At 73.7% G+C, this 10581-nt stretch carries 8 protein-coding genes; 5 read left to right on the plus strand and 3 right to left on the minus strand.

The features are described 5' to 3' along the window. The first annotated feature begins 80 nt into the window (after nt 1-80). The gene (locus AB0G50_RS33710; RefSeq protein ID WP_360117338.1) at nt 81-1610 is read left to right on the plus strand and encodes a serine/threonine-protein kinase; all 1530 of its coding nucleotides are present in this window, start codon (nt 81-83) and stop codon (nt 1608-1610) included. A 15-nt stretch (nt 1611-1625) separates the two neighbouring features. Further along, nucleotides 1626-2201: an SLATT domain-containing protein gene (locus tag AB0G50_RS33715; RefSeq protein ID WP_360117341.1), complete on the plus strand. Its 576-nt coding sequence runs from the start codon at nt 1626-1628 to the stop codon at nt 2199-2201. A gap of 343 nt (nt 2202-2544) precedes the next feature. Here AB0G50_RS33715 and AB0G50_RS33720 read toward each other — a convergent pair whose 3' ends face one another. After that, entirely contained in the window at nt 2545-3330 is a 786-nt protein-coding gene (locus AB0G50_RS33720) for an enoyl-CoA hydratase/isomerase family protein (protein ID WP_360117344.1), read from the minus strand. Between the two features lie 76 nt (nt 3331-3406). Here AB0G50_RS33720 and AB0G50_RS33725 point away from each other — a divergent pair, with 76 nt between their 5' ends. Both AB0G50_RS33725 and AB0G50_RS33730 read left to right on the plus strand, forming a co-directional pair. Further along, complete coding sequence (locus AB0G50_RS33725; protein ID WP_360117346.1) at nt 3407-3874, plus strand: GNAT family N-acetyltransferase; 468 nt, start codon at nt 3407-3409, stop codon at nt 3872-3874. A 154-nt stretch (nt 3875-4028) separates the two neighbouring features. Continuing rightward, nucleotides 4029-4520, plus strand: coding sequence for a LuxR C-terminal-related transcriptional regulator (locus AB0G50_RS33730; RefSeq protein ID WP_360117348.1), 492 nt, complete (start codon nt 4029-4031; stop codon nt 4518-4520). A gap of 104 nt (nt 4521-4624) precedes the next feature. On the opposite strand, the gene AB0G50_RS33735 is transcribed toward AB0G50_RS33730, so the two are convergent. Beyond that, a complete protein-coding gene (locus tag AB0G50_RS33735; protein WP_360117351.1) occupies nt 4625-7441 on the minus strand; it encodes an AAA family ATPase in 2817 nt (938 codons plus the stop codon). A 247-nt stretch (nt 7442-7688) separates the two neighbouring features. Here AB0G50_RS33735 and AB0G50_RS33740 point away from each other — a divergent pair, with 247 nt between their 5' ends. Then, nucleotides 7689-8123, plus strand: coding sequence for an SRPBCC family protein (locus AB0G50_RS33740; RefSeq protein WP_360117354.1), 435 nt, complete (start codon nt 7689-7691; stop codon nt 8121-8123). On the opposite strand, the gene AB0G50_RS33745 is transcribed toward AB0G50_RS33740, so the two are convergent. Further along, nucleotides 8120-9706 carry an NAD(P)/FAD-dependent oxidoreductase gene (locus AB0G50_RS33745; RefSeq protein WP_360117357.1) on the minus strand — a complete coding sequence of 529 codons (1587 nt, stop codon included), beginning with the start codon at nt 9704-9706 and terminating at the stop codon, nt 8120-8122. The genes AB0G50_RS33740 and AB0G50_RS33745 overlap by 4 nt on opposite strands. Between the last annotated feature and the right edge of the window lie 875 nt (nt 9707-10581).

The following is a 10581-nucleotide window of genomic DNA, read 5'->3' on the forward strand; positions in this document are numbered from 1 at the left end:
ACTCCGACCGGCCAGGCCCCGTGCGGCCGGGACGGTCGGAGTGCCGGACTCGCGGTGGGCCGCGCATCTACTGTGGTGGTGTGCAGCCTCTGCCTCCCGACGCACCCTCACGGATCGGTGACTACGCGCTGTTGGCCTCGCTGGGCCGGGGCGCGATGGGATCGGTCTACCTCGCCCGCTCCCGCGGCGGGCGGCCCGTCGCGGTCAAGGTCGCGCGCGCCGAGTTGGCCGACAACCCGCAGTTCCGGGAGAGGTTCCGGCGCGAGGTCGAGATGGCGCGCGCGGTCGGCGGGTTCTGGACGGCCACCGTGGTGGACGCCGACCCGGACGCCGAGCGGCCGTGGATGGCCACCGAGTACGTCGTGGGACCGACGCTCCAGCAGGCCATCGAGACCTCCGGGCCGCTGCCCGAGCGCGCCGTGCGGCGGCTCGCGGGCGGCCTGGCCGAGGCGCTGGCCGCGATCCACGGCGCCGGGCTCGTCCACCGCGACCTGAAGCCGTCCAACGTGCTGCTCGCCAACGACGGGCCGCGCGTGATCGACTTCGGCATCGCCCGCGCGCTGGAGCACTCGGCGCTCACCGAGGCGGGCACCGTCTTCGGCACGCCCGGTTACCTTTCCCCCGAACAGGTGGTCGGGGGAAAGATCACCACTCAGAGTGACGTGTTCGCGCTGGGCTCGATCCTGGTCTACGCGGCCACCGGCGCCGGTCCGTTCGGCGAGGGCGCCACGTCCGCGCTGGTCTACCGGGTGGTGCACCAGGAGCCCGACCTGTCCCGGGTGCCGCCGGGTCTGGTGCCGCTGATCGTGCCGTGCCTGGTCCGCGACCCCGAGCGCCGGCTGACGCCCGCCCGGCTGCTGGAGGCGATCGGACCGCCGTCCACCGAGCCGTCGTGGCTGCCCGCGCAGGTGCGCACGCTCGTGGAGCAGCGCCACACGGAGCTGAGCCGACTGCCCGCGAAGCCGGCGACCAGGGTCGCCGACGCCTCCCCGAAACCGCCGACCCGGGTGCTGGTCGAGGAACGCCCGGCGGTGCCGAAGCCCGTGACGGCCCAGGCGCCGGTCGTGCCGGTGAAGGACGCCGGCAAGGGCAAGGTCACGCCGACGGGCGTCCGGTTCCGCACGTCGCGGATCGCCGGGCTCACCTGGACGGCGGTGAACTTCACCGCCGCGTTCGTCTCGCTCGCCGTGTCGAGCCAGAACTCGGGCGCGCACGCGTCGGTGCGCGCGGCGGCGTTCGTCGCGTTCGTGGTGTTCGCGATGGCCACGGTCCGGCTGTTCGCGGGTGTGCTGCGCTCGCCGCTGACCCTGGACGTCGGCCCGGACGGCGTGAAGCTGTCCAACGGCGAGCAGACCCGCCGCCTGCCCTGGTACGCGATCGCCCGGATCAAGATCGAGTCGCACCGCGCGCGGCCGTGGGTGGTGGTGTGGCTGGTGCCGGCGGCCGAGGTGCCGAAGTCCCTGGGGCGCGGCAGTTTCGCGGATCACCAGGGCGGTCTGCGGGTGTACCCGGTGTCGCACGAGCGCTACCGCAAGCGGCGGGACCGGGACGTGGTCGAGCTGCGCTCGGCGCTGGCCTGGTACGGCGGCTCCACCTACGACGCCCGGTGATCTAGGGTCGGGCGCATGGACCAGGGGGAGCCCGCACCCGCCGAGAAACCCGCCCGCGTGCCGGCCAGGCCCAAGCCGACACCACACCTCGTGCCGCCGAAGCCGAGCGCGCCGCCGGTCGACCCCTCGGTCGAGCCGCTCAAGGTCGGGCTGCCGCCGCACGAGCTGGCCCGGGAGTTGCTGCGCCGCGTCGAGGAGGCCTCGGCCTACAGCCGGGGTCGCAAGGAGCGGTTCCGCCGCAACTCGTCGGTGCTCAAGCTCGCCGGGCTCGGCCTGTCCGCCACCGCGACGATCCTCCTCGGCTGGCAGAACCTGGACGCGTGGACCGGTCTGGCGTTCTCGCTGATCGCGCTGACCACCGTGGTCGGCGCGCTGGAGCCGTTCTTCGCGTGGCGCTCGCTGTGGGTGCTGATGGAGGAGTCCCAGCACCGCTTCCACCGGCTGCGCGACGACCTGGCGTTCTACCTGTCCTCGACCGGGCCGGAGGACCTGGACCCGGAGCGGATCCACCGGATGTTCGCCGAGTACCAGGAGATCTGGGCCGGCCAGAGCAACCGCTGGCTGGAGTTCCGCCGCCTCAACGACCGCTGAACCTCACCGGATCCGGCCGACCGCCAGCGATCACCGGCCGGCGATCGCCGAACCCCGCCCGGGTGTGCCGTCCGGCCGGCTCGCGACCGCCGAACCTCGCCCGAGGCCACCACCCGGCCGCGGGCGTCGTCCGGGGTCGGCACGACCCATCGCCGAACCCGCGCGGTCGGCTCGGCGACCTCGGAACCCCTTACGCCGCCTCGGCCACCGCGGAACGCTTCATGCCGCCTCAGCGACGGCGGAACCCCTTACGCCGCCTCGGCGACCGCGGAACGCTTCATGCCGCCTCGGCGACGGCGGAACCCTCACGCCGTCTCGGCGACCGCGCAACCGCCCCGCTGCCTCAGCGACCGCTGAACGTCGCGCGGCCCGGTCCGTCGGCCAGGAACGAGCGCACCGCGCCGCGCAGGTCCTCGGTCGCGAACAGCTGCGCCGCGATGGTGGTGACGTGCTCGTCGGCCTCCGCGACCCCACCGCTCTCGTAGTGCGCCAACACCTGCTTGGTCGCCGCGTGCGCCCTCGTCGGCCCGGCGGCCAGGTCCTGGGCGAAGCGCAGCGCGTCGTCCTCGAACGTCGCGTCCGGGTACACCCGGTTCACCACGCCCCACCGCTCCAGCGTCGCCGCGTCGTAGCGGTCGCCGGTCATCACGAACTCCTTCGCCCGGCCCACACCCGCCCGCGCGGCGAGCCGCTGGGTGCCGCCCATGGTCGGGGTCAACCCGACGACCTTCTCCACCAGACCGAACTCCGCGCCCCGCGCCGCCACCAGCAGGTCGCACGCCACGGCCACCTCGAACGCCCAGGTGAGGCACAGGCCGTGCGCGGCGAACACGGTCGGGAACGGCAGGGCGGCGAGCCGGTCGGGCAGTTCCAGCATCCGGTCGAACAGCGCCTTGGCCGCCGACACCGACCGCTGCGCGGCGAACAGCCGCACGTCGACCCCGCCGCTGACCACCTTGCCCTCGGCCCGCACCAGCAGGGCCCGCGCGGGCCGGTCCTCCAGGTCGCCGACCGCGCCGTCGAGCAGGTCGTGCAACTCGGCCGAGTAGAGGTTCAACGGGGGCGCGTCCACGGTGAGCACGGCCAACCCCGCCGCGTCCCGCTCCAGGCGGACCTCTTGCGCTGCCACGGCCGCGCACTTTACACGCGTCCGGAACGCGGAAAACCCGGTGTCCGAACGGCCCAATCGAGGCGAAAATCCGGTGGTGACCTCATGGACCGTCGTGCCCACCGCACCCGACCGCCCGGTGGCCGTCGGACTCGTGCGCCGCTACCTGGCGGACATCATCGGCCGTTACTACGGACGTCCGGCAACTGAAAATGAGATTGATCTGGCGCTCGCGGACGATCCGACGGACGATCTCCTCGGGTTCTTCGTCGGGTACCGGGACGGGGTGCCCGCCGGGTGCGTCGCGTTCCGGATGGTCGATCGCGAAACCGCCGAGTTGAAGCGGGTTTACGTCGAACAGAGCAGTCGGCGCTCGGGTGGGGGAGGGGCGCTGCTCGCGGCCGTCGAGCGGGCGGCCGTCTCAGCCGGTGCCGGGGTGATCCGGCTCGACACCCGATCGGACCTGGTGGAGGCGCGTGCCCTGTACGCGGCGCGTGGTTACCGCGAGGTGCCGGCCTTCAACAGCGACCGCTACGCGGGTCACTGGTTCGAAAAGCGGCTATAGGGGTCATCAGGGATCCACATCCCCGGTGTGAGCCGGCTCACTTGACAGTGTATTAGCGTCACAGTTGAGTAGTCCCGAAAGTCGGCCGCGGAATGAAATGGGGATCAGTCCAGTGGCTTTCGCCGTCGAGTTGACATTTAGGGATGCGCGACAGGTGCGCAGATCCATTCATCTGGCCCACCGCGAATACTGGCGACCGCTCGCCGAGCAGGGTGTGCTGGTCGGCACCGGGCCGTGGGCAGACGGATCGGGCGTGCTGCTCATCTGTCAGGTTCCGGACGAGGCCGCCGCGCGCGACCTCGTGCGCGGTGACCCGTACGTGCGGTCGCAGTCGATCGCGGAGGTGCGGATCAGGCAGTGGCACGTGCTCCTCGGGCTGCCCGAGGGCGAACGGGTGCCGGGGATGGTCCGTCCGCGCGACGGCCAGTCCGCGGACGCCCGGACGCGCGAGGCGCTCACGCCGCACGAGCACCGGATCGCCCTGATGATGTTGGAGGGCATGACCAACCGGCAGATCGCCGAGCACTTCTCGGTGTCCACCCGGGCCGTCGAACTCCACATCACGAGGATCTACCGGAAGCTCGACATCGGCAGGCGGGCGCAACTCGCGGCCGCCATGCCGTGGGGCCAGCGTTCCTACCTGTAAGTGTTCCTGATCGAAGAACCCGTCAACGGTCGTGTCGGTCCACCGGTCGTGCTGTCCGCTCGCGCCGGTGAGCCGATCCGCCCACCGAACCAGGACCGACCGGCTCAACCGAGCAGGTCGGCCCGCGATGCCGCGCCCAGTTTCCGCAGCACGCGTGCCACGTGCTGCTCGACCGTGCGGGGCGACAGGAACAGGACGTCGGCGATCTCCCGGTTGGTGCGCCCCTGGGCCAGCAGCCGGGCGACGTCCTGTTCACGCGGGGACAGCGCGTTGCCGTACCCGCGCCTGCCCCGGCGGGACGGCGTGACCACGCCGGTGCTGCGCACGTGGTGCCGGCACCGCGCCGCGTCCCGGCTCGCGCCCAGCGCGTCGAACCGGTCGGCGACCTCGCCCAGTGCGCCCGCCGCGGCCTCGTCGCCGTTCTCCAGGCCGCACAAGGCGATCAGCTCCGCGAGCCCGGCCGAGTAGTACGCGAGCCCGAGCGCGTCGGCCGCGTCCCGCGCCCGTTCCAGCAGCGGCACCGGGTCCTCGTCGCGGTGCGTCGCCACCAGCGCCTGGCACGCCGCCAGCCCCGCCTCGGCCAGCGGCGCGGCGCAGTCGACCAGCCCCGCCTCGAGCTCGTCGGTCAGCTTGATCGCGTCCTCGACCCGCCCGGCCTCCAGGTACGCGGCGACGGCGGACGGCGCCAACTCGCCCATCCACACCCAGACACCCTTGCGCCGCACCACGTCCAGTCCGCGGTCGGCCTCCGCGCAGGCCCGCGCCACGTCGCCCCTGGCCACCCACAACCGCGCCAACGCGGCGAAACCACCCAGCACGATCGGCGCGATCGAGTTGTCCGCCGACCGCACGCCGGTCTCCTCCAGGTGCCGCTCGGCGGCCTCCCAGTCGCCGCGCGCGACCGCGAGACCTCCCAGCACCAACGAGATCTCGCCCGCGACCGGCAGCAGCTCGCGGTACTCCTCCAGCAGCCGCGCGCCGCGCTCGGCCAGCGTCGACCAGTCGCCCCGGTACCAGTCCAGGTGGATCCGGGTGGACTGGCCGGTGCTCGCGGTGAACGGCACGGCCGCGCCGACGGTCAGCCGCAGGCCCCGGTCCAGCAGCTCGTCGGCCAGCTCGAACCGGCCGATCAGCGCGCACGCGTCGGCCAGGTTGCAGTGCGCCCGCGCCAGGTGCCGGCGGGTGGAGACGTCGGCCGAGGTGAGCGGCAGCTCGTCCAGCTCGGCCAGCGCGCCGCGGTCGCCGATGCACACCCGCGACGCGAGTTGGTTGGCCAGCAACGAGTACCGCACGTCGGGGTCGGGGCAGCGCCGGATGAAGTCGCCGACCTCGCGCATCCACCGCAGGTGCTCGGCGAGCGGCGTGGTGCCGAAGAACGGCTGGCCCAGCACGGCCAGCCCGCGCATCGCCACCTCCGGCCGCTCGGCCAGCTCCGCGCAGGCCAGCTCGATCTGCGTCCGACCCTGCTGCACGCTGTCGTGCTGGCGGATCAGCAGGTAGCCGAGGTTCAGCCGCACCTCGCCGCGCGCGGTCCGGGACAGCCGCGGGTCGTCGATCAGCCGCTCCAGCGTGGCGCGCGGGTCGTGCTGGTCGATGCCGCCCCTGGCGACCTGGCCGAGCCTGACCGCCAGTCTGTCCACATCGGACGGTTCGAGGGCGGCCTCCTCCAGCAGCCGCTGGAACAGGTGGGTCGCCGCGGAGGAGTCGCCGACCTCCTGCGCCCGGTCCGCCGCCGCCTCGCCGTGCCGCAGCCAGTCCGCCTGCCTGCCCGCCCGCCTGCTGTGCTCGGCGAGCTGCATGTACGGCCGCGGCGTCACGCCGTCCAGCGCGTCGAGCGCCCGCACGTGCAGGCTCCGCCGCTCCGGGCCGGTGAGCGTGTCGTAGACCGCCTGCTGCGCCAACGCGTGCCGGAACCCGTAGCGGACGTCCGCGACCTCGTAGAGCACCCCGCTGTGCAACGCGTGGGTCAGCGCGGCGCGCGCCCGTTGCGGTGCCACCGCGCCCACCTCGGACAGCAGCTCCTCGGTCGCCGGCACGCCCAGCACCGCGGCGGCGTGCGCGATGCGGCGACCCGTGATGGGCAACCGGTCCAGCCGCTCGGCCATCGAGTCGCGCAGCAGCGCGGGCACCTCGACCGCGTCCAGCAGCCGCCAGTCCGGGTTCGGCAGGCCGCGCAGCATCTCCTCGACCACGAACGGGATCCCGGCGGTGCGCTCGTGCAGCCGCGCGGCGAACTGGGCGGGCACCGCGTCGACGTCCAGTATCGCGGCGGTCAGCTCGTGCACGCCGTCGACGGTCAGCGGCTCGAGCTCCAGCAACGCGCTCGGCACGCCCGCCGGCGGTCGGTAGGCGCTGCCCAGCGGCATGCCACCGGGAGCCTCCTCGCGGCGGTAGGTGACGAGCACGGTCAGGTTCGGCGGCGGGTCGGCCATCAGGAACCGCAGCAGGTTGCGGCACCCGTCGTCGGCCCAGTGCAGGTCCTCCACGACCAGCAGCACCGGTCCCAGCGTCGCCAGCACCTCGCGCACCGCGCGGAACAGCTGGTGCCGCTCGTGCCTCGGGTCCTCCGGGCGGCGCGGCGGGTCGGGCAGGTGGTCGGCGATCTCCGGCAGCAGCGGGCGCAGCGCGCCGACCACCGGGCTCAGCCGCGTGCGGACCAGGAACGGGCCGACGTCGCGCAGCGCGTCCAGCACCGCGCCGTACGGGAAGGGTTCGCGCAGCGGTTGGCAGAACCCGGTCAGCACGCGCAGCGGCGCGACCTCCGGGCGGCCCAGCAGCTCACCGACCAACCGGCTCTTGCCGATGCCCGCCTCGCCGGCGACCATCGCGACCGACGGCTGCGCGGAGACGACCGCGATCAGCGCGCCCAGCTCGTCCCCTCGTCCGACGAGGACGGGGGAACCGGATCGCGGTGGCGCCATGCACAACTCCAGTGGGATCGACCGACCCCAGTATTAGAACCCGGATCGTTCACGGACAGCACCCCCGGCGTTCACAGCGGTGCGCGAAACGAGGTCGACCCCGTTCGGCCCAACGCCCGTTCCCCCGTTCGTGGTGGGGTGGCGCACGGCCGGTGGCGTCGTCGTCCACCCAGGTCAGGGCCGTCGGTGGTGGTGGCGGCCCGGGCCCGGGCTGGTGTCGCCGGCCGGGGCGCGGGAACCTGGGCGCATGGTCGAGGTCAGTCTGCACGTGTCGGCGTCGCCGGAGCGGGTTTTCGCGGTGCTGGCGGACGGGTGGTCCTACGCCGGGTGGGTGGTCGGCGCCGCGCACATCCGGTCGGTCGACGCGGGGTGGCCCGCGGTCGGCACGCGGGTGCACCACAGCGTCGGCGCGTGGCCGTTGCAGGTGCAGGACGAGACGGTGGTGCTCGAGGTCGACCCGCCGCGGGTGCTGGAGCTGGAGGCCGGGCTGTGGCCGCTGGGCGCGGCGCGGGTGCGGTTCGAGCTGACCGAGGTCGACGGCGGCACCCGGATCTCGATGGAGGAACAGGCCAAGGGTGGTCCGGCGGTGCTCGTGCCGGAGGTGGCGCAGGCGCTGTTCCTGGTGCCGCGCAACCGGGAGACGTTGCGCCGGCTCGCGGATCTGGTCCTGCGCAAGGACTAGCGGCGGTCGGCGTGCAGCGCGCGGTGCAGGCCGGACATCAGCAGCCGGTACGCCTCGCCCGCCATCCCGTTGCGCGCCAACGCCGCCCGTGCCGCGTTCGCGCCCGCCGCGCCGTGCACGCCGCCGCCGGGGTGGGCCGAGGAACCCGCCAGGAACAGCCGGTCGACGGGGGTGTCCGCGCGGCCGAGACCCGGCGTCGGGCGGAACACGAGCTGCTGGTGCAGCGCGGCCGTGCCCTGGTTGATCGAGCCGCCGACCAGGCTGCGGTTGGTCTCCTCCAGCTCCGCCGGGCCCTGCACGTGCCGGGCGGTGATCGTGTCGCGGAAACCGGGCGCGTGCTGCTCCACGAGCTGTTCCAGGCGGTCGGCGCGGCGGCGGAGCCGGTCGGCGGACCACGCGTCGCCGCGCGGGACGTGCGTGTAGCCCCAGACGACCTCGGTGCCGTCGGGGGAGCGGGTCGGGTCCGAGGTGGTCATCTGGCCCATGATCAGGAACGGGTGGCGCGGTACCCGCCTGTTGGCCAGTTCCGCGGCCGCCGACGCCAGCCCGTTGAGGTCGCCGCCGAGGTGGACGGTGCCGGCGCGCCGGGCTTCGGTCGCGGTCCAGGGGATCGGGGAGGAGAGGGTCCAGTCGACCTTGATCGTGGCGTCGTCCCAGTGGAAGGCCTTGACGTCGGCCAGGAGTCGGGACGGCAGGTGGCGCGCGTCGACCAGGTCCAGGTAGAGGGTCGGCGCCGGCACGTCGGCGAGCACCGCCTTGCGCGCCCGCACCAGACCGCCGTCGGCGTCCCGGATCCCGAGCGCCCGTCCGTCGGCGATCACGATGTCGGTGACCCGGCGGCCGGTGTCGACGCGGGCGTTCAGGCGGTGCACGAGCGCCGCGGTCAACGCGCCCGCACCGCCCTCGGGCACCGGGAAGCCGACGTCCTGGCCGAGCATGGACAGCAGCCAGCCGAACGCGGTGCCGCCGGCCTGGTCGGGGCCGAGGTCGGTGTGCATCGCGTTGCCGGCGAGGAGGAGGGGCGCGCCTTGGCCGGCGAACCGCTCGGTGCCGAACGTGCGGACCGGCAGGGCGAGCGAGCGCGCGAGCCGGAGCGCGTCGCCCGCGCCGAGGTCGCGCAGCAGGCGGGTGGCGCCGCGGACCGGGGGGAAGGGCCGGAGCAGCGCGTCGAGCAGCCCGTCCCGCACCACCCGCCACCGGTCGAACTCGGCGTGCCAGGCGTCCCCGTCCCCGACCCCGAACGCCTCGACGGACTTGGCGGTGGTGTCGACGTCGCGGGAGAGGAGAACGGCCCGGTCGTCGGGCAGCACGTGCGCCAACACCTCGGGCGCGTGCCGCCACACCAACCCGTGCCGTTCCAGTTCCAACCCGCGCAACACCGGGGACGCCGCGCCGAGCGGGTAGAACGCGCTGAACAGATCCCGAGTGACCCCGCCCCCGCCATCGGCACTCCGCACCGCACCGCCGACCTCGTCGGCGGCCTCCACCACCAACACCTCCCACCCGGCGTCGGCCAACACGTTCGCGGCCACCAACCCGTTGGGCCCACCCCCGACCACCACCGCGTCGACGTCGTCGCTCACCGCGCTCCTCCCCACCCGAGCCTCACGGACAGACACCACCGACTCCCGAGCCCCGCCGCCCCACGGCCGGAAGTCACCCGCACAACGACACAGCCACCGCCGAAAGGATCGTCCAACAATCCCACATTCCACCCCACCCCAGACCTGATCCGCCCACCCCTAAACCCAAGGCCATCGCCGAGTCACGGGGGATTGTTGACAGGTCCTACGTGGGGAACGCCGAATTGTTGAACAACCGCCTTGTTCAACAATCCTACTTGGGGGCAAGGGTGGGCGGTCGGAAGGTGTTGCCGATCGGTTGGCGCGCTGCGGTGGGCAGGCGAAGCGATGGGCAGGCTGTGAGCGCGGGAAGCCCAGATGGTGCCGCGGTGCCCGACCTGGGCAGGGCGGTGCGAAGGAAGGACATTCGCCGCGGCGGGTTGGCGGGTTGCGATGGCGCGTGTGGGGCGCTGGGCCGCGAACGCGGAGACGCGGGTCGTCCGTGGCGCGGATCGTCCGTTCTCGCCGCCATGCCCGGTTTACCGCCGAGGTCGGCGTGGTGGCGCTGTGTCCCCGGCGTCGGGAACGAACGTCGCCCGACAGGCCGGGCAGGCCCGTCGGGCGAACGAGTCGCTGGTTCCCCGGCGGCCATCCGGCACCGCCGACGCCACCGGCCAGCGTGTCGCTGGTTCCCGCGTCGCTGGTTCCCGCGTCGCTGGTTCACGGGCGACCGTTCCGGCACCGCCGACGCCGGTTGCGGCGAGCGTGACGCCGGCTGCCGCGACGCCGGTTTCCCGGCGACCGTTCCGGCACCGCCGACGCCACCGGCGGGCGGGTCGCTGGTTCCGTGATACCGGTTCCCGGGCGACCCCCCACCCACCCCAGCTTCCCGAGTG

It is taken from the genome of Actinosynnema sp. NPDC020468 (assembly GCF_040642015.1).
GTDB lineage: Bacteria > Actinomycetota > Actinomycetes > Mycobacteriales > Pseudonocardiaceae > Actinosynnema.